At 49.7% G+C, this 17,709-nt stretch carries 18 protein-coding genes; 11 read left to right on the top strand and 7 right to left on the bottom strand.

What is annotated here, in order from left to right; translation table 11 throughout:
* Window positions 1–139 precede the first annotated feature (139 nt).
* The 6 genes from MUG06_RS15670 to MUG06_RS15645 are packed head-to-tail and all read right to left on the bottom strand — an operon-like array spanning window position 140 to window position 5,681.
* Window positions 140–604, bottom strand: a complete 465-nt coding sequence (locus MUG06_RS15670) for a tellurium resistance protein TerW (RefSeq protein WP_243079164.1) — start codon at window positions 602–604, stop codon at window positions 140–142.
* A 31-nt stretch (window positions 605–635) separates the two neighbouring features.
* Window positions 636–1,577 (bottom strand): HpcH/HpaI aldolase/citrate lyase family protein, encoded by a 942-nt coding sequence (locus tag MUG06_RS15665; RefSeq protein ID WP_243079163.1) that lies wholly within the window; start codon window positions 1,575–1,577, stop codon window positions 636–638.
* Window position 1,578: 1 nt separating this feature from the next.
* Window positions 1,579–2,658 carry a cysteine protease StiP family protein gene (locus MUG06_RS15660; RefSeq protein WP_243079428.1) on the bottom strand — a complete coding sequence of 360 codons (1,080 nt, stop codon included), beginning with the start codon at window positions 2,656–2,658 and terminating at the stop codon, window positions 1,579–1,581.
* A gap of 17 nt (window positions 2,659–2,675) precedes the next feature.
* Window positions 2,676–3,440: a hypothetical protein gene (locus MUG06_RS15655; protein WP_243079427.1), complete on the bottom strand. Its 765-nt coding sequence runs from the start codon at window positions 3,438–3,440 to the stop codon at window positions 2,676–2,678.
* Window positions 3,441–3,444: 4 nt separating this feature from the next.
* Complete coding sequence (locus MUG06_RS15650; protein WP_243079162.1) at window positions 3,445–4,578, bottom strand: phosphoribosyltransferase domain-containing protein; 1,134 nt, start codon at window positions 4,576–4,578, stop codon at window positions 3,445–3,447.
* Between the two features lie 2 nt (window positions 4,579–4,580).
* Window positions 4,581–5,681, bottom strand: coding sequence for an ATP-grasp domain-containing protein (locus MUG06_RS15645; RefSeq protein ID WP_243079161.1), 1,101 nt, complete (start codon window positions 5,679–5,681; stop codon window positions 4,581–4,583).
* 307 nt (window positions 5,682–5,988) lie between these two features.
* Here MUG06_RS15645 and MUG06_RS15640 point away from each other — a divergent pair, with 307 nt between their 5' ends.
* The 6 genes from MUG06_RS15640 to MUG06_RS15615 all read left to right on the top strand — a co-directional run bounded on the left by MUG06_RS15640 (window position 5,989) and on the right by MUG06_RS15615 (window position 10,572).
* Window positions 5,989–6,573, top strand: a complete 585-nt coding sequence (locus tag MUG06_RS15640) for a TerD family protein (protein ID WP_243079426.1) — start codon at window positions 5,989–5,991, stop codon at window positions 6,571–6,573.
* Entirely contained in the window at window positions 6,573–7,730 is a 1,158-nt protein-coding gene (locus tag MUG06_RS15635; RefSeq protein WP_243079160.1) for a TerD family protein, read from the top strand. The genes MUG06_RS15640 and MUG06_RS15635 overlap by 1 nt, the downstream gene beginning before the upstream one ends.
* 16 nt (window positions 7,731–7,746) lie before the next feature.
* Window positions 7,747–8,202 carry a tellurite resistance TerB family protein gene (locus MUG06_RS15630; protein ID WP_243079159.1) on the top strand — a complete coding sequence of 152 codons (456 nt, stop codon included), beginning with the start codon at window positions 7,747–7,749 and terminating at the stop codon, window positions 8,200–8,202.
* A 34-nt stretch (window positions 8,203–8,236) separates the two neighbouring features.
* Window positions 8,237–9,280, top strand: a complete 1,044-nt coding sequence (locus MUG06_RS15625; RefSeq protein ID WP_215848667.1) for a TerC/Alx family metal homeostasis membrane protein — start codon at window positions 8,237–8,239, stop codon at window positions 9,278–9,280.
* Between the two features lie 58 nt (window positions 9,281–9,338).
* The gene (locus MUG06_RS15620) at window positions 9,339–9,917 is read left to right on the top strand and encodes a TerD family protein (protein ID WP_215848668.1); all 579 of its coding nucleotides are present in this window, start codon (window positions 9,339–9,341) and stop codon (window positions 9,915–9,917) included.
* Window positions 9,918–9,996: 79 nt separating this feature from the next.
* Window positions 9,997–10,572, top strand: coding sequence for a TerD family protein (locus MUG06_RS15615; protein WP_215848669.1), 576 nt, complete (start codon window positions 9,997–9,999; stop codon window positions 10,570–10,572).
* Between the two features lie 223 nt (window positions 10,573–10,795).
* Here MUG06_RS15615 and MUG06_RS15610 read toward each other — a convergent pair whose 3' ends face one another.
* The gene (locus MUG06_RS15610) at window positions 10,796–11,812 is read right to left on the bottom strand and encodes a lipoate--protein ligase A (RefSeq protein WP_243079158.1); all 1,017 of its coding nucleotides are present in this window, start codon (window positions 11,810–11,812) and stop codon (window positions 10,796–10,798) included.
* Window positions 11,813–12,240: 428 nt separating this feature from the next.
* Here MUG06_RS15610 and MUG06_RS15605 point away from each other — a divergent pair, with 428 nt between their 5' ends.
* The 5 genes from MUG06_RS15605 (at window position 12,241) to MUG06_RS15585 (ending at window position 17,708) form a co-directional block, all read left to right on the top strand.
* Window positions 12,241–13,221, top strand: coding sequence for a TIM barrel protein (locus MUG06_RS15605; RefSeq protein ID WP_243079157.1), 981 nt, complete (start codon window positions 12,241–12,243; stop codon window positions 13,219–13,221).
* Window positions 13,222–13,285: 64 nt separating this feature from the next.
* Complete coding sequence (locus MUG06_RS15600; RefSeq protein ID WP_243079156.1) at window positions 13,286–14,326, top strand: substrate-binding domain-containing protein; 1,041 nt, start codon at window positions 13,286–13,288, stop codon at window positions 14,324–14,326.
* 16 nt (window positions 14,327–14,342) lie between these two features.
* Window positions 14,343–15,845: a sugar ABC transporter ATP-binding protein gene (locus MUG06_RS15595; protein ID WP_243079155.1), complete on the top strand. Its 1,503-nt coding sequence runs from the start codon at window positions 14,343–14,345 to the stop codon at window positions 15,843–15,845.
* 34 nt (window positions 15,846–15,879) lie between these two features.
* The gene (locus MUG06_RS15590; RefSeq protein WP_243079154.1) at window positions 15,880–16,851 is read left to right on the top strand and encodes a ribose ABC transporter permease; all 972 of its coding nucleotides are present in this window, start codon (window positions 15,880–15,882) and stop codon (window positions 16,849–16,851) included.
* Window positions 16,851–17,708 (top strand): MurR/RpiR family transcriptional regulator, encoded by an 858-nt coding sequence (locus MUG06_RS15585; RefSeq protein ID WP_215848674.1) that lies wholly within the window; start codon window positions 16,851–16,853, stop codon window positions 17,706–17,708. Before MUG06_RS15590 ends, MUG06_RS15585 begins: the two co-directional genes overlap by 1 nt.
* Window position 17,709 lies beyond the last annotated feature (1 nt).

The following is a 17,709-nucleotide window of genomic DNA, read 5'->3' as shown; positions in this document are numbered from 1 at the left end:
TCATCACCGTAAAGTGAGGTGAATACAGAATGAGCCACAGTGAGTGATTTATATTTAGCGACAGTAATTAAGAGCGAGAAAAACTATTTATAAAAAAATAAACGGCCCTAAAGCCGTTTATTGTATTGAATGGACCCGTTTATTTCTTGGTTTTCGCCGCACCGAGGCAGCGGGCAAGGTAATTATCTACCAACCACTCCACCACTTGGCTACGATTCATGCCTTCTTTATTGCCATAAGATTCTATTTTGCGTATCACGGACAAACGCAAAGATAATGAAACGGGCTTCTTGGCCTCTTTGTCCAAAATGACAGAAGAGGTGCTACCAATAGGGGCCGATTTCTCATAAACAGCCAGCGCTTCACGCGTATAACGCACCACTTTTGGGGTAATGTCGCCCGGTGTGGTGAGTTGATACTTGTTAGTGCTCTTCAGGAAGCGTACTTCAGCTTTATATTCATCCCGTAAATTCCGCAAATCGCGGTTAAAAGTGGGTTCGGAACAATCCAGTTCCTTGATAAGCGTCTCCTTACCTACTGGCTTTCCGGTATGCAATAAGACAATCAGCTTAAATTGTCTGTATTGTTTTGCGCTCAGGGACATTTCACACCATTTCTCAAAAGACGCTCACGGTTTACTGGCGTGAGGCGTAAAGGACATTATTAAACTGCTTAGCGATGCCGCAATATTTTGACCGCTCCAGCACATTGACAGCCCAGCTGCGATGGGTGGCAGGTTCGCACATCGCTCCCTGAGACTTAAACACCGCTTGGGTAGAGTTGAGGATACGTAACGCGTCTTCATACTCGTCAGGTTGAACCTCAAGCGCGCGGTGAATAACATCTAAATGGGTAGGGTGGATGGCAGTTTTACCCACCAGCCCATGCGCAATATCAAGTGTGAGCTCACGTTGCAGTAACTCAACATTGTCTATTTGCTCACAGACGGGGGCGGTCAAAGCAAATCCACGTGACGCAAAGACGGCTACCAGCATTTTCACTACATATCCCATCGGGCCATCGTAAAGTGTCATATTTCGCGGATGGCGCAATGAGATAACACTCATAAGATCGTTACCGCCAATTCGTAATGCAATGATGCGGGCACGACAAGCGTGCTTTGTGAGTTCGTTTGCCAGCGCTGTCATGGCATTCACATCAAACACATCCTGTGTTTCTAAGGTAGGCATCATATGCAGATCAGTACCGGAGATGATGTCCCACCAGCAGGATAAATTAGCCAAGGTAAACTTCGGTAAAACAAACCCGTCGATGCCTTCAAGCGAGTGATCGCTGATCAGCTTTGCGGCCATTGTTTCATTACGTGGGCGAATAAAAACCAGCGGACGCCTCTGTTCTTGTGGTTCTGACGCGGTGCAGGCTAATTCAGCCAAAAGCTGGTGTAAATTCTGTAACGCATACTCAACTTCTGAATCGCTCACGGCATCTTCAAGACAGACGACCAGCGAGCGCAGCTCAGGAATTTTATCGTTGAGGATGATATCAGCCAGATCTGTGCGAGTCGCTGGCATATAAAGCGTGGCACCCAGCATGTAGGGTGAAAGAGCTGTTTTCATCTCAGGCCACCTTTTTGATAATAGTCACAGCCCTGTATTGATCGAGCGCGTCGCCGACTTCCATGATTTCAATCCCTTTTTTCTCAGCAAGATAGACCAGCAGAGAAACATCAGGATCAGATTTATGTCTCACCAAGACATAATCGGGGACACGTCTGAGAACGGCGCGCGTCGCTTCAGCGATGCCGGGTTTAATGCGATTAATCGAGCTTATTTCAAATTGCGCGGCAAGATTTGCAACCACTTGCTGGCTCCGTTTCCGCTGTTCTGCCTGTTGTGTGACGAGGGGAGAGGCGGGTTTGATTTCGGCAACATTGATCCGGCGACGCCATGCGTCCACCGCATCTACCAGCATCACACTGCATTCAAATTCTTTTAAATGATCGCAGTGAACGCAGCCGTGATAACCCTGCTCAGTCCAAATCGAACGGGAAACCAAACCCGATACGGGCGCACCCATAATGCCGAACGGAATTAACCAGTCATCGTCTGATGCAGCAAGCCAGGCACAACCGGCCGGATCAGCCAAAACCACCAGCCTTGGGCTTTCAGGGTAATCCGGACGACCTGCAAGGCTTTGAATCAGCTGACCCGTGATCGCGCCTTTACCGGTCCAGCCATCAACAAACACGATGTTTTCCGCACCATGTCGGCGTTCAATGTAATTGAGTGCTTCAGTGTCGATACCCCGGTCGCGGATGATACTGATGCCATAATGGTGCGATTCAACACCCATATCCTGCAGCGCACGCTGTAGCATCACACCAAGTGGCACGCCAGCGCGAACCAGGCTAACCAGCACAATGGCTTTATCGCGCAATTCAGTAGCGAGCCCTTTCGCCAGCATCACAACTTCGCGGGCCAAACGTGGCCCTTCGATATCAAGCGCTTTATGAAAAAGTTCCAGATGCTGCTCTGTTGGCGCAGGTTCCTGGCTCAACATATCGGAGTAGTGTTTCTGTCCAGACTGGATCAGTAGCTCCTTCTCCTCAACCGGTGTCATTTCAATCTCAACTGGCGTCAAAAGAAATTCAATGTCTGAAGGAGAGTATGAGCCGCTAAAGTGGCTTTCTTTTTGAATTGTCATGCCCACTTCTCCTAAAACAGCTTTTGTTGAATGGCTTCGGAAAACTGGCTACGCGATGGCATGCCGAACCAGTGACAATGCTTCATGAAGGTGTAATCACTCAAGCTGTCTCCCAGCCCCATCACTGGGAAAGCGCCACGATCGCTACGCAGTTTTTTCAACAGCCAGTCCACCGCTAATCCTTTTTGGATACAAAGCGGAAGCCAGGCAACATTGTTGCCGTTCTGGTGAATATAGAAATCGGAGGTATCCAGTACTGCCATCATCTGCTGGTTAAATCGGTAAAGCTCTTCAATGCGGGTGCTGTCGCGATGTTTCATCACGAAATAGACCGACGTGCCGTCATATTCATGATTCATGCGACACCAGGCATCAATGCCACTCTGCTCAAGTGCATCGCTGATTTGCTGGCGGTAATTGATCAAACGTTTCTGTAAAGGCCCAAGATTGCTCAGCACGTGCGCAGCCCATTCAGGATCGAGGCTGCCATCCGGGCGGGTGATCACCGCACCGTGAGTCATGACTTTCCAGGAGGTAAACGGCACCGCAACGCGGCTTGTCTCCTCTGTTCCGCGAGCAGTAACCGGGATCAATTCAGCGGTGGCCATCATCCAATCCACCAGCATCGCTTGCTCTTGCGACATGAAGCTTCGCGGCTCCATTTGTCGATCAAATGCCCCTACGCGAACCGGCTCCTGATGTGTTTCATCTTTCATTTTACGCAGCGTTTGAAACAGCGTGTCATCCAGATCGCAAAGTACAACCGGCAGATTCACAGGCTTATTCATAAGTCAGCACCTCAACGTGTGGTGCAACGTTTGCGAGCTGCTTAAGCAGCGCAGGGCAAACCGTTTCAGCCGGGGTTTCAACACAGACAATAATGCGATCAAATTTTTGATGAGCCACGTTGTAGACGTAATTAGGAATGCCAAGCCCATAATTATCACTGAAGACGATCACGGACTCGATAGCCATTCCTGTTGCAATCGGAGAACGCGTTAGCGAACTGAAGCGGACATCTGAACCCTGCTGCTCAAGTCTCTCTGCCAGCAGAAAGGGTTGCCAGACAAACTCACCCGATCCCAACACCAGCACTTTTTCACCTGGTTCAGCCACAATATGGGTACCAATACGGCATTCGGTTTCATCCATACCGAGACGGCCCCAATCCTGATACGGAGAAAGGCGAGAAGTACCTGATGCGGTGACATTGACAGAAGGCATGACCGGAACAGGCGCGTCAGGGCGCGGGGTCCAACTCCAGCGACCTTTAACCAAGGCGACTTCATCGACGGGCAAAGGGCTACGGTTCGCAATGTCACCGTTGCTCCAGTCGGTTATCGTCACCGTCACCACCCGCTCAACTTCATCAAGGCCCGCTTCACGCAAGGCCTGCAAAAGGTTGAGGAAGGTGTTACCGGTTGTCGCTTCGTCATCAACAAGCACCAGTGTTCGGGCGTTAAGCGCCCGGCTGCGCAGTTCAGCATCTTCTGGTTGATAGATCAGGTGATCCGTTGCGTGGCTGTGATTCTCTTTGAATTCACAAAGCAGTTCACCTGACACTGGGTGGCGCGTGCTGGTAAGAAAGACCGGTTGAGCCAGTTGCTTTTTGGCTTCCTGGAAAACGCCTGCGGCAAGGCCAACCGCGGTTTCAGCCATCCCAATAAAGAGCACTGGCTCGGGTAAATCCTGCGGAATCTGTGCGGCTAACTGGCAATAGGTTTGGCGCATGGTCGCAGGGGCAATTGGGATATGACGACCCAGCACTTTGCTTACAAAGAGAAAGGCCCGCTTAGGGTTTTTACGCTCCGCTACGCCAAAGAGTGACGTGAGCGGAAGTGTGTCATGGGTGACAACAGACAGCGTGCCGCCAGCCATTTCAAAGCCAGCGGTTTGGGGAGGATTATTAGTCATTATTATACGCTCTCAGTTTTCGCCGAAATCTCATGAATGATGTTGACCGTGCAGGCCGGAATCGGCTTAACAGCATGGGTCGGTGTGACCTGAACGCGGGTGAAGCGGGCTGCGTGAACAGCAATGTCGTGCTCATTGATAAGATCGAGCTGACGTAACGCAAAAATACCGGGAAGATTCACCCCAGAATGCAGCGTGAAGCCAATTCCCCCTGAAGGGCGCAGGTTAGCCTCAAGCAAGACAGGTTCACCGCTGTCATTGGTTCGCGTCTGAACATTGATAAGGCCATCTGCTTTCATGGTCCGCGCGCAGTGGCAAGCAAGGTCAAAAGCCGCGCCGCTGTTTTCCAGCGTCTGAACCGATCCACTTTTACTGCGTGATACGGCCAAAAGTACGTTTCCCTTCTCAACCAGCATGTCCACTGAACATTCGGGTGAAGAGAGGAAAGGCATAACGATTTGCTTCGGCAGGCTTTCACCTGCGGCTTCGGCCATTTTCAACGTATTGATCAAGACCGAAGGATGAACGATGCGTGAATCCGGGTGATTTAAAATCTGCATAATTGGCGCGGTTTTCTTAAGGATCCAGAACCCCATGCCGTATATACCCCTTACGGGTTTAATACAGGGAAGCTTACCCGCGTGTTCCAAACGGGAAAGGGCTGCCAAAACTTCTTCAGATGACGCGACAACCTCTGAAGGCACAGCAGCAAGGCCTTGCGCAAGCATCTGCTCACTGAACGCAGCTTTATCATCGGCCAGTAAAAAGGTTGCTGGATGACTAGCACCGGTGATTAAACGCACGCCCAACGCTTCGATTTCCTGTCGCAACCCTTCATACAGCGCGCCGCGTTTGCCCGCATGAATGGCAACAACGTTGTGTTTCTCGATCACCGCTTTCATGAACGGGATCAGCGCGTCGGGATTCTCTGGCTCAATGTAAGCATGGTCAGCTTCAGAGAGTATTTCCGGGCGGTGAGATCGATGCGAAGCTACCGTGACAAAGTTATATCCACCTGCCGCACGCATTTCACTCACTGCATTCAAGATATCTTTTTGCGAAGACACGCCTTCCATAAACCATACGGATTTGGTTTTGACCATTTTTTTTGAGCCCTGAAAAGTTTGCCGGAGGACGAGAAAATGCAGTGTAAGCACCCGCTTAAAATAATTCAATCATAACATGATATTATTGACTATAATTTGAACAGGCTCTGTTTTGGTATAGTATTTTTTGTAATTCAAAACGGTAATTTTGATTATTTGTCTTTAAAAACATGTAAATAATAACTTTACAATATCATACGATGATTTTTATGTTGTAGGGAAAAATCTCATGTTATGATTGCCGGGCTTTCAAAATGATCGCCTTTTTTTACTGCAGCAAAACACCAATCAGTAAGGAGATATGATGGTATCTTTAAGTAAGAATCAGACGATTTCGCTGGCTAAATCCAGCAGCGCAATTTCCCAAATTCAGTTCGGCCTCGGCTGGGATCCTGCCAAGAAAAAGGGATTTCTGGGTGGGCTTCTGGGTGGAAACAGCTCAAGCATCGATCTTGACGCAAGCTGCATTCTTCTCGACAGCGCTGGTAACGTTCTGGACACCGTCTGGTTTCGCCAACTGAGTTCAAAAGAGGGTTCCATCCGCCACAGTGGTGACAACCGCACCGGTGAAGGCGATGGCGATGACGAAGTCATCAGCGCGGATCTCTCTCGCTTGCCGTCTAACGTTGAACATCTGGTATTGACCGTTAACAGCTTTACCGGTCAGACCTTCAAAGATGTTGATAATGCATTCTGTCGCGTGGTCGATCAGCAAGGTAAAGAACTTGCCCGCTACAAACTGGCTGAGCAAGGCTCACATACAGCCGTAGTGATCGCGTCTCTACGCCGCAGCGGCGGAGAGTGGAATTTCACTGCACACGGAAACATCTCCCGTGGCAGCACCATTAACGACATGATCCCCGACATCAAAGCCGCGGTAGGTTGCTAATGAACCTGACGCCAGGGGGCAATGCCCCCGTTCCTAATCAATCGCTGGTGGTTCGTGTCTCTTCCGGCATACCGGTCGATGTTTCATCATTCCGACTTCACGAAAACGGAAAAGTACGCGGTGATGCGGATATGGTTTTTTATGGCCAGCGTGAGAATGACGATAAAACCATTCGTCTCTCCTCTTCTGGTAACGAAACCATGTTCACGGTGAACGTGCCCCAGCTGCGTCAGGACGTGCAAAAAGTCGCTTTTACGGTGACGTGTGAGGCAGGTAAAACTGTCGCACAACTTCAGCGTCTCACGATTCAGGTCGAATCAGTCGGCAATGTCTTGCTGACCTGCGACGTCGATGTTGCGGGACGTAGCGAAGCCGCATTGATTTTGGGTGAGCTTTATCGCCGTAACAACGAATGGAAATTCCGCTTCGTTTCGCAAGGCTTCAACGGAGGTCTGCAACCGCTTGCTGAGCACTTTGGTATTGATGTGGCTGATGAGGCATCACCGGCTCAGGCTCCTACGCCAGCGCCAGCACCAGCGGTGAATCTGAGCAAAGTCAGCCTGACTAAAGAAAAGCCCGCCATCAGCCTGAAAAAGAAAGATGATTACGGTCTGATCCGCATCAACCTGAACTGGAATAAACGCTCCAGCGAGCCCAGCAAAAAAGGCTTTTTCAGCGGCGTGTTCAATAACAATAAAGGCATCGATCTCGATCTTGCCGCCTATGTTGAACTTGCTGATGGGCAGCGCACCATTATTCAGGCGCTGGGTAATAACTTTGGCAATTTAGACGGTTCGCCCTATGTAAAATTGCAGGGTGACGATCGCACCGGTGCTGTCAGCGACGGGGAATGGATCCACATCAACGGCGCTGAGTGGAAAAACGTGCGTGAGGTGTTGGTGTTCGCCTTTATTTTTGAAGGTGTACCAAGCTGGGAAAACACAGATGGCATCGTCACGATGCATGTGCCTGGCCAGCCACCTATCGAGACGTTGCTGACCGAAGGCAATAATCGCCAAACCATGTGCGCCATTGCGCGCCTGGTCAACGAATCCGGTGCAATCCGCGTTGAACGCATCAATCGCTATTTTGGTGGTCATCAGGATATGGATCAGGCTTTCGGCTGGGGATTCCGCTGGAAGTCAGGCTCTAAGTAACTAAGAGGGTATTTTAATGAGCTTTTTCAACAAGCTGAAAGAGAGTTTTAACTCTGGCCGCGCCGAACTGACCAAGCAGGTTGGCCGCTATAAGAACCGCGCTTTTCTTGAAGGTACGGTAGCCGTATGTGCCCGAATTGCGATAGCAAGCGACGGCGTCAGCCCGGAAGAAAAACAGAAAATGATCGGTTTCCTGCGTGAGTCGCCAGAGCTGAGCATCTTCGATACCACGGAAGTCATCGACTTTTTCAACAAGCTGGTTACCTCTTTCAGTTTCGATATCGAAATTGGCAAAGGCGAAACCATGAAGTACATCCTTGCGTTAAAAAACAAGCCCGAGCAGGCGCAACTTGCTGTCCGCGTGGGCATTGCTGTGGCTAAAAGCGATGGCGACTTTGATGAAACCGAAAAAACCAACGCGCGCGAAATCATTGAAGCCCTGGGCTTCAAGACCAGCGAATTTGGTCTGTAACGGTTACTGATTTTCAATCCCTGGAGTTAAATGCATGCAATCCACCCACATTGGCTTTCCGATTGAGACGGTAGCAGTATTCCTGCTGTTGTCTGTCGGTGCCATTTTTATTGACCTGTTCATGCACCGTCATGACAAGCCAATCTCATTGAAAAGCGCGGCCGCATGGTCTGTTTTCTGGATATTTATGGCGCTGGCCTTTGCGGGCTTCCTGTACATTCATCACGGCCCCGAAGTCGCTAGCCTGTTTGTTACCGGTTACGCCCTTGAGAAGGTGCTGTCCGTTGATAACCTGTTCGTGATGATGGCTATCTTCTCCTGGTTTGCTATCCCCGATCGCTACCGCCATCGCGTGCTTTATTGGGGCATCATCGGTGCAATCGTCTTCCGTGGCGTGTTCGTTGCCATCGGTACCGGTCTGCTGGCGTTAGGCCCGTGGGTGGAAGTTGTGTTTGCCATCATTGTAGGCTGGACAGCAGTAATGATGCTTAAAGGTGGCGGTAACGATGATGAGATCGAAGATTACTCTCAGCACCTCGCCTACCGTATGGTGAAACGTTTTTATCCTATCTGGCCGAAACTCAAAGGCAATGCGTTTGTCATAAGCCAGAAGGAAGTGGATGAAGAGCTGGCAAAACCTGAGAACGCAGATGTTCAAATAGGTCGTGTGGCCAAAGCAGCCCGCTATGCAACACCAATGCTGTTGTGTCTGGCTGTCGTTGAACTTTCAGATGTTATGTTTGCTTTCGACTCGGTACCGGCGGTGATCGCGGTAAGCCGTGAGCCACTGATTGTTTACAGTGCGATGATGTTCGCCATTCTGGGGCTTCGTACCCTGTACTTCGTGCTTGAAGGCCTGAAGCAGTATCTGGTGCATTTGGAAAAAGCCGTTATTGTTCTGCTGTTCTTTATCGCAGTGAAACTGGGCTTGAATGCAACGGAACACTTCTTCCATCACGGCTATTCGATCGGCGCAACCGCCAGTCTGTATGTCGTCATGGGCGTACTGGCGTTGGGTATCATTGCAAGTCTGCTTTTCCCAGGAAAAGAAGAAGAGAAAGAAGAAGGGCGCGAGTAAGTCGCGCCTCTAACAGAAGCATACGCAGTATGCACAATGAATTGATGAGGAAAACAACATGGCAGTGACTCTCTCTAAAGGCGGAAACGTCTCTCTGGCAAAAGTCGATCCTTCACTGAAAAACGTGAAAATCGGCCTCGGCTGGGATACCCGTTCCACTGATGGTCAGGATTTCGACCTTGATGCTTCCGCATTCCTGTTAACTGATGCGGGCAAAGTCCGCGGCGATCAGGACTTCATTTTCTATAACAACTTACGTTCTTCTGACGGCTCAGTGACCCACACCGGCGACAACCGTACCGGTGAAGGTGACGGCGATGACGAATCACTGATCATCGAACTGAATAAAGTCCCGGCTGAAGTGACCAAAGTCGTGTTTGTTGTGACCATCCATGACGCCACCACGCGCCGTCAATCTTTTGGTCAGGTTGCTAACGCCTTCATCCGTTTGGTCAATAACGACACCAACGTTGAAGCCGCACGCTATGACCTGTCTGAAGATGCGAGCACCGAAACCGCAATGCTGTTTGGTGAGCTTTACCGCCACAACGGTGACTGGAAGTTCCGCGCGGTAGGCCAAGGTTATGCCGGTGGTCTGGCTTCTGTCTGTGCTCAATATGGTATTAACGCATCCTAACATTAGGGTGTTTTAAGCAGTTAAATCCTGCCCGGAGAGTGACTCCGGGCCTAAGTGAAAAGCAAAGAGGAATAACACAATGGCAGTGAATCTCTCGAAAGGCGGTAACGTTAACCTGTCCAAAGAAGCCCCAACCATGACCAAAGCGATCGCGGGTCTTGGCTGGGATGCTCGTGTGACTGACGGACAGGCATTCGACCTCGATGCATCAGTATTTCTGGTCGGTGATGACGGTAAAGTACTGTCCGATCAACACTTCGTGTTCTTCAACAACGCGACCAGCCCAGATGGCTCAGTTGCGCACCAAGGCGACAACCGCACCGGTGAAGGCGAAGGCGATGATGAGCAGGTTAAAATTGCACTGAACAACGTCCCTGCAGAAGTGAAGAAAGCGGTTTTTGCCGTCACTATTTATGATGCAGAAACGCGTAAGCAGAACTTCGGTATGGTCTCCAATGCCTATATCCGCATTGTTAACGAAGACAACAATGCCGAAATCGCGCGTTATGACCTCTCTGAAGACGCCAGCACTGAAACGGCAATGGTGTTTGGCGAACTCTATCGCCACAACGGTGAGTGGAAATTCAAAGCGGTTGGTCAAGGTTTTGCGGGTGGCTTGTCAGCACTGGCATCACAGCACGGTGTCTCTGTTTAAGTCATCTTTTGTATCAGGCCCTGTCCAATAGGACAGGGCTTTTTTATATCTACATCCTGCAAAAGTGGATTCTGCGTTAAACAGACAACCGGCCTCAGGGCCGGTTTTTTATGTTTATAAGGGAAGCTATTTTTTAGAATCCTTTGATAAATCGCATAGCATTGCGTTCCAAAAACACTGCATGTTATTGTTTTTAAACATACTAACAGTGAAGAGTAAGGTTTTAACTCACACTTTCAATTAGCCACGCTTCCAGCTGATCAAGTTCATTGTGTTGTTCAGGAAACTCAGCTTTTAATTGCAGCATCTGTTCGGATAAAGCGTCTCGACGATACATCACGCCTTGTAGCCGCACCGCCAGCGTTTCAAGCGGCGTAGGATTGAGGCTATCGGAAAATATCTGGCACCGACTGACAACCCCACGTTCCACATCAAAGTGAATTTCCACGCCGCCCCAGCTAAAACGCGTATCTAACAAATGAGAAAAGTTCGGGGCGTTGCCAAAATTCCATTCCCAGCTGCTTTGTTTGGCGAACTGCTGTTCAAAACCAGGCAAGTCAGGCAATGCATCGGGTGAAATATATTCGGGTGCGCATTGCTCACCAAAATGTTCAAAATAGGCATCAATGATGGAGGAACAGATCTGTTCATAACTGATGCCGGGCGCCAACTCCTCAAGGTTCGCTACGCGAGAGCGCACAGAAGTGATGCCTTTGGCCTGTAATTTTTTGATATCAGGATTAAGGTAATCCGCCAGGCGCGAAAGATCGGCATTCATCAAAATTGTGCCATGGTGAAAACCGCGATCGGGGGTTTCACGATAGGCAGAACCTGAAATTTTACGCATCCCATCCAGTGTGTTAACCACTAAATCGTTACGACCAGAGGCTTCCGCAGGCACACCCAGCGTTGTCAAAGCACGCAAAATGATGGCGGTAGAAACGCTTTTATCGTACTCCGGCTTGCCCGCCATAAAAGTAAAACAGCAGTTACCCAAATCGTGAAACACCGCGCCCCCGCCGCTGCTGCGACGCGCTAGTTTGATATTGTCCTCCGCCATTCGTCGGGTGTTGCACTCTTTCCACGGATTTTGCGCGCGACCAATCACCACGGTATCTGCATTTCGCCATAAAAACAGAACCCGTTGCGTCGCGGGCATCTGGCGGAATATGCACTCTTCAACGGCCAGGTTGAACCAGGGATCATTCGATTCCGATAACAGTAAACGCAATGTGGACATATATCACTCCAGTTCCTTGAGAGAGTAAGTGTTGCAGAACGCACGGATGAGTCCGGCGTGCCGCAAGCGTCCGCCATTATCATGCTTCACCCCTTTTGGCCGCGAATAATTTTTCAAAAGAGATCGCTGCTCAACAACTTGGTGCAAGTTTGTGAAGTAAATCGACTGAAAACCCTCCATAAAATAATCGCGCAGCTAACTGCACTGGGTTAAAAAAAGGTCGGTCATGTACCGCTGCGCTTTTCGTGTGCCAGAAATAACGGGGCTTCTGCTGCTCTTGCACGCTTTGTGAAGCACATCCCAAAAAACAACACCTGCACATAATTACGCTTGCTTATTATTTGGGTAAAGGTAGATTTTATATAACTTCACGAGATATCGTGAACTTGGAAAGTACATCACAATCTAATTTTGAAGGGTTAATCCTTATGTCGGAACTGAAATTTGCTACACGCCTTAACTCGTTTGCCTCTGGAGCAAACCTTTACTGGCCAGACCTACAGGGAAAGCCATCAGTCCTGCAGATGATTGCTCGCGCCGGTAAGGTCAAAGGATTAACACATCTCGACCTGAATTATCCGCAACATATGACCACCGATATCAAAACCATGCGACAGGCAATCGAAGATGCAGGCCTGGCAGTGAATGGCATGCAGATGCGCTGGGATGCGCCGCAGTTCAAAATTGGTGCATTCACTAACCCGAACCCGGCAATTCGTCGTGAAGCGATTGAACTGACCAAGCGTGGCATTGATGCGGGACGTGAATTTGGCTCAACGCTAATGACCTTGTGGATGGGGCAAGATGGTTTCGACTACTGCTTCCAGGCGGATTACAAAAAAATCTGGGAAGACGCGGTCAGCGCAGTACGTGAAATCGCTGAATATGCGCCAGATGTTGATGTCAGTATCGAATACAAACCCAACGAGCCGCGCGCCTACAGTATCTTCCCGAATGCCACCACCTGTTTGCTGGCGGTGGAAGAAGCGGGCTGCCCGAACCTCGGTATTACCCTGGATTTCGCCCACGTGCTGTTCGCTAATGAAATCCCTGCTTATGCCGCTGCGATGGTTGCCCGTCGTTCACGACTGTTAGGCCTGGATCTCAACGATGGCTGGGGCAAACGTGATGATGGCCTGATGGCGGGTTCTGTAAATCCACGCGCCACGCTGGAATTCCTCTGGCAGATGCAGCGCGATGGTTATAAAGGCGCTTACTACTTTGACACCTTCCCGGATGCCAGCGGTCTGGATCCAATCCGTGAAGCGGAAACCAATATCACCACAGTGCTTCATTTGCTGAAGCTGTGTGAAAAACTGCACGATAACCCGGCGCTGCTAGACGCTATCAGCCGTCAGGATGCCGTCGCCTCGCAACAGATCGTTAATGACATTATGTTCGCCAAATAAACATGCTCTGCTCGTCATAAAGAGAAAAGTTGTACCCCACATGCTGAGACTAAAAGGCTGAAAAATGAAGAAATTATTACTCTCTGTACTTGCCTCATCACTGCTCTGCTCAACAGTTTATGCTGCTGAGTTGGCACCCTTAAAATCAGACACCGAACCGGATCGCACAGACTGGTCGCAACTTGAAAGCAAATATGGCGCGCTGCCGAAAGCAGATAAGGCATTGAAAATTGGTGGCGTATCAAAAACGCTGACCAATGAATATTGGCGCTCGCTGGGTCAGGGTTATCAGAACGAAGCCAAAAAACAGGGATTTACCGTGGCGTATCAGGCGGCCGCGAATGAAGACGATCAGATGGGACAGTTATCCATTGCGGAAACGCTGATTTCTCAGGGCTTCAATGGATTGCTGGTTTCGCCGCAAACAGACATCAACCTCGAACCCGCTCTGGAAACGGCCAAAAGTAAAAATATTCCGGTGATAAACGTCAACGATGCCGTGATGCCAAATGCACAGCACTACGTCGGTAACGTGCAAAAAGACAACGGCGTTCGCGTGGCCAAGTGGTTTATTCAACACCATCCGCAAGGCGGCAAAGTGGCGGTGATTGAAGGGCAGCCGGGCGTGTATGCGGCTGGCCAGCGCACCGGCGGTTTCAAAGAAACGCTACAAGCTAATGGCAAATTCAACATTGTTGCCAGCGTCCCCGCCAACTGGAGTCGTGAGCAGGCTTACAACGCCGCGTCCACCATTTTGCAGCAGCATCCTGATCTGATTGGTTTTTACGCAAACAACGACACCATGGCGCTTGGCGTAGTGGAAGCCGTGCGTTCGTTGAGCAAATCTGAGCAGGTTGCGGTATTTGGTACCGATGGTATCTCAGACGCCTATGCATCCATCAAACACGGTGAGCTAACCGGCACCGTCGACAGCTTCCCGGTATTAACGGGTGAAGTGGCAATGGACGTCATGATTCGTCTGATCAACGGTCAGAAAATCTCTCGCGTTGTCTCTACGCCTCAGGCGCTGATCACCAAAGAGAATGTTGAGGCGTTTTCGACCAAAGATAACAACACGTTGCGCCAGCTTCTGGCCCAGCAATAAGTCAGGCGGAGAGGGTATGGAACAGTATCGCTTAATGATGCGCGGCATTACCAAAACCTATGGCAGTGCTGCTGCTTTACAAAATGTGGATTTTTCTGTAAAGCCCGGTGAAGTGCATGCACTGATTGGTGAAAACGGCGCGGGGAAATCAACGCTGCTGAATATTCTTTCTGGCGTTCGTGCGGCTGACGGTGGCGAGATCAGCGTTAACGGCCAAACGGTACAAATGAAGAATCCACTCAGCGCCCGTCATGCTGGCATCGCCATGATTCATCAGGAGTTACAGCATGTTCCAGAACTCTCTGTTGCCCAGAATATGTTTCTTGGCCGCCCGTTGACCAAAGCAAAAGGTTTATGGGTTGATAAAAAAGCGCAGCTGGCGCGCGCCAAACTGATTTTGAAGCAGTTGGATCCGAGCATCGATCCCAACGAGCCAATCAAAAATCTCAAGGTATCGCAGCAGCAGATCGTAGAAATTGCCCGCGCTATGCTGGATGACGCCAAAATCATCGCGATGGATGAACCGACATCGAGCCTGACACCCCGTGAGTTTGATCGCCTGGCGGAGCTGATTGCCGATTTAAAAGCGATGGGCGTGTCGCTGATTTACGTCTCGCATAAGATGAACGAGATTTTCAAAGTCTGCGATCGCGCTACCATCATGCGTGATGGCAAGCAGGTTGGCGTGGTGAATATTTGCGATGAAGATGAAGAGAGCATTGTCGCCAAAATGGTGGGACGCAAGATTGAGAGGCTCGATCACAACTCCTACGTGACCGATCAGGAAGTGTTGCGCGTTGAGAACCTGGCACGCGGCCATGATGTTTTGTCGGCCAACTTCAGCGTTAAAGCGGGTGAAGTGCTTGGCATTGCCGGTTTAGTGGGCGCAGGCCGTACCGAACTGTTGAAGCTGATCGCCGGCATTGATAAGCGCAGCAGCGGCAGCGTGCTGGTGAATGGCAATGCGGTGCGCAATCACAACGTCAGTGCCGCCATCAAAGCGGGTATTGGATTAGTACCGGAAGATCGTAAGAAAGAGGGCATCATCAAAGAGCGCGCCGTAAAAATGAATATGGCGTTACCGTCAATGGGTAATTTCACGCTGGCGGGCCTGATTAATAAAAGCAAACTGAACCGTGTGGCGCATGAGGTCATGAATGATCTGAAACTGCGTCCTATGGATATTGAAAAAACCATCGGTACGCTCAGTGGCGGCAACCAGCAAAAAGTGATTATTGGACGGTGGGTCGCCGCCGATGCAAAAGTCTTTTTATTTGATGAACCCACCCGGGGAATTGATATTGGTGCCAAGTCCGAAATCTATAACCTGATTGAGAAGCTGGCGAAAGCGGGTAAGGCGATAGTTGTTGTTTCCTCGGAAATGACCGAAATCATCCGTATTTCTGACCGCGTTCTGGTGATGAGAGAAGGGAAAATCACGAAAGAATTACAGGGTGATGCAATAACGGAAGATAACATTGCCCGTTTTGCGATTAAAGATGTAGACCAAACTGCCTGAGTTTTTCACCTGCATTTATTTAAAGGCCATGAACATGATGACACAAACAAATAACCGGGCTGTTCCGCACTCATCGTCGCTGTTTAAGTTTAATGTGCGCGATGCCGGTACCTTGATTGGATTATTAATTATTATTGTTACGTTCTCATTTTTGTCACCGGTATTTTTTACGGTGCCAAACTTGCTCAATATTTTACAACAATCCTCGATCAACGCCTTAATTGCATTGGGCATGACGCTGGTGATTATTTCGGGCGGAATCGACTTATCCGTCGGGCCAACGGCGGCACTTTCTGCCGTATTAGGCGCAACCTTGATGGTAGCAGGCGTGCCAGTGCCGCTGGCCGTTATGGCCACCTTGGGAATTGGTGCAATCTGCGGGATCTTTAGCGGCACACTGATCGCTTACGCCGGTTTGCAGCCTTTTATCGTAACATTAGGCGGCTTGTCGCTGTTCCGTGCTATCGCCTTGATTTATACCGGCGGCAGCCCGATTTTCGGCATTCCGATGGAATTTCGTAGCATTATCAACAGTACGCTGTTGGGTGTGCCGACGCCGATTGTGATTGTTGCGGTGATTGCGCTGGTGCTGTGGACCGTGATGAACAAAACCCCGCTGGGTGAATATATTCTGGCAATTGGTGGCAATGAAGAAGCGGCGCGTGTTGCGGGTGTGCCGGTTAAACGCACCAAAGTCACGGTGTATATTATCTCTGGCGTGCTGGCTTCGTTGGCCTCGCTGATTCTAATTGGACGTTTAGGCGCAGCCGAACCAACGATTGGTAATTTATGGGAATTGGATGCGATTGCCGCTGCGGCCATTGGTGGCGCATCTTTGATGGGCGGCAAAGGCAGTGTGTTTGGCACCATCATCGGCGTCATTATTTTGGGTGCGTTACGTAATGGATTGACTCTGCTAAATATTCAGGCCTTTTACCAATTGCTCGCGACTGGCCTTATTATTATCATAGCGATGTTGATTGACCGAGCGACCCGAGGCAAATAATGAAGCAAGATCCGCGAGCCATTGGTGCTCAAATCCGTATGCGTTTGCCCCAACTCACGCCCTTAGAACGACGAGTGGTTGAGGCAATTACTGCCCGAACTGACATTACTGAGCAAACATCTTTAAAAGAGATCGCGCAGGAAAATAATGTCTCGGAAGCGATGATTGTTAAGATTACTAAAAAACTTAACTTCACCGGTTTTAGAAACTTCAGAAGCAGTTTGGTTTATTACAACGAATCTGAAGTGGCAGGATTGCATGCTGAAATTGAGCCTGATGATTCTTCGGAGCAATTGCTGGCAAAAGTATTCAGAACATCTATTCAGGCAATCGAAGAAACCATGTCGATTCTTGATATTTCTGAATTCAACCGTGCGGCGGATATTATATTTAAAGCGCGTCACATCGATTTATATGCCGTGGGCGGTTCTGCCACGGTAGCCCGAGATTTATCGCATAAGATGCTTAAGATTGGCATTAAATCGACGGCCTACGATGACGCCCATATTATGTTGATGTCCGCTGCCGTGTTATCTGACGATGATGTTGTCATCGCCATTAGTCACTCAGGTGCCACGCGCGCGGTAAATGATCCCGTGAAACTGGCCATGCGTAATGGTGCCAAAGTGATTGCCTTAACCAATTACGCCGAGTCGCCCATTGCGCGCCACGCGCATGTCGTGCTCAATTCAACCTCTCAGGGATCGCATCTGTTAGGTGAAAATGCCGCGTCACGCATTGCCCAGCTTAATATTCTGGATGCACTGTTTGTGGCCATCGCTAAAAAAGATCTCAAGCGAGCGGAGAGAAACCTGATGAAAACACAGCATGCGGTTCAGGACCTTCGGGAATTCTAAC

Origin of the sequence: Pantoea sp. MQR6 (assembly GCF_022761075.1) — a bacterium.
GTDB lineage: Bacteria > Pseudomonadota > Gammaproteobacteria > Enterobacterales > Enterobacteriaceae > Pantoea > Pantoea phytostimulans.
The sequence above is the reverse complement of the archived record's forward strand: the minus strand, read 5'-3'. Positions and strand labels throughout refer to the sequence as shown.

Bases quoted from the DNA above. Each gene is read 5' to 3' on its own strand.
- MUG06_RS15670 (WP_243079164.1), bottom strand. From the start codon at position 604: ATGTCCCTGAGCGCAAAACAATACAGACAATTTAAGCTGATTGTCTTA.
- MUG06_RS15665 (WP_243079163.1), bottom strand. From the start codon at position 1,577: ATGAAAACAGCTCTTTCACCCTACATGCTGGGTGCCACGCTTTATATG.
- MUG06_RS15650 (WP_243079162.1), bottom strand. From the start codon at position 4,578: ATGACTAATAATCCTCCCCAAACCGCTGGCTTTGAAATGGCTGGCGGC.
- MUG06_RS15645 (WP_243079161.1), bottom strand. From the start codon at position 5,681: ATGGTCAAAACCAAATCCGTATGGTTTATGGAAGGCGTGTCTTCGCAA.
- MUG06_RS15640 (WP_243079426.1), top strand. From the start codon at position 5,989: ATGGTATCTTTAAGTAAGAATCAGACGATTTCGCTGGCTAAATCCAGC.
- MUG06_RS15635 (WP_243079160.1), top strand. From the start codon at position 6,573: ATGAACCTGACGCCAGGGGGCAATGCCCCCGTTCCTAATCAATCGCTG.
- MUG06_RS15630 (WP_243079159.1), top strand. From the start codon at position 7,747: ATGAGCTTTTTCAACAAGCTGAAAGAGAGTTTTAACTCTGGCCGCGCC.
- MUG06_RS15625 (WP_215848667.1), top strand. From the start codon at position 8,237: ATGCAATCCACCCACATTGGCTTTCCGATTGAGACGGTAGCAGTATTC.
- MUG06_RS15620 (WP_215848668.1), top strand. From the start codon at position 9,339: ATGGCAGTGACTCTCTCTAAAGGCGGAAACGTCTCTCTGGCAAAAGTC.
- MUG06_RS15615 (WP_215848669.1), top strand. From the start codon at position 9,997: ATGGCAGTGAATCTCTCGAAAGGCGGTAACGTTAACCTGTCCAAAGAA.
- MUG06_RS15610 (WP_243079158.1), bottom strand. From the start codon at position 11,812: ATGTCCACATTGCGTTTACTGTTATCGGAATCGAATGATCCCTGGTTC.
- MUG06_RS15605 (WP_243079157.1), top strand. From the start codon at position 12,241: ATGTCGGAACTGAAATTTGCTACACGCCTTAACTCGTTTGCCTCTGGA.
- MUG06_RS15600 (WP_243079156.1), top strand. From the start codon at position 13,286: ATGAAGAAATTATTACTCTCTGTACTTGCCTCATCACTGCTCTGCTCA.
- MUG06_RS15595 (WP_243079155.1), top strand. From the start codon at position 14,343: ATGGAACAGTATCGCTTAATGATGCGCGGCATTACCAAAACCTATGGC.
- MUG06_RS15590 (WP_243079154.1), top strand. From the start codon at position 15,880: ATGATGACACAAACAAATAACCGGGCTGTTCCGCACTCATCGTCGCTG.
- MUG06_RS15585 (WP_215848674.1), top strand. From the start codon at position 16,851: ATGAAGCAAGATCCGCGAGCCATTGGTGCTCAAATCCGTATGCGTTTG.